At 47.6% G+C, this 580-nt stretch carries 1 pseudogene; it reads right to left on the reverse strand.

The window, feature by feature from the left end:
- Nucleotides 1-370, reverse strand: a pseudogene (locus tag PORUE0001_RS00675) (urocanate hydratase); the annotation flags it as partial.
- Nucleotides 371-580 lie beyond the last annotated feature (210 nt).

A 580-nucleotide genomic window follows, 5' to 3' on the forward strand; every position in this document is an offset into this window, starting at 1 on the left:
CACCGTAGGTTACAAGCTCATAAGGATAGAGCGCTACAGCATGCGATAGGTTGTTGTGGATCATCACCTGGAAGGCCTTACCCTCGATACACTTACCCTTGTAGCTATCGATGGGACCAGCCTTGAGATCGCCCTCGGGACGATAACGGTAGGCGTAGATCTTACCACGCTCCTTGAGCTCCTTGAGGAACTCGGGTGCGAGCTCAGCGTGGAGTTCTTTAGGTACATAGCGTAGCGCATTCTGTAGTGCCACACGTGTTTGTGCAGGGGTCAAGCTATAGCCCCTATCAGGTGCTCGACGGATGCCCTCCTCAAAGGTGGGGTACTTGGGCAGCGTAGCATCAAGTGTAAACTTACAAGTTCTCTTCATATTTACTGGTTGCGATCTTAATTTCAAGTCCCACAAAGATACTAAAAACTCTCCGATACGTATACATGTCCCTTAGGGTATAATAGAAATTAGAAGATAGAGATTAGAAGATAGAGATTAGAAGTTAGTTCTTGGGAGCACTGCTCTAAGACGCAATAAGAGAAGCGAGCTGTCTAGTCTCTGAGTACTAGACGGCTCGCTTTATGTGTC

Source organism: Porphyromonas uenonis 60-3 (assembly GCF_000174775.1).
GTDB lineage: Bacteria > Bacteroidota > Bacteroidia > Bacteroidales > Porphyromonadaceae > Porphyromonas > Porphyromonas uenonis_A.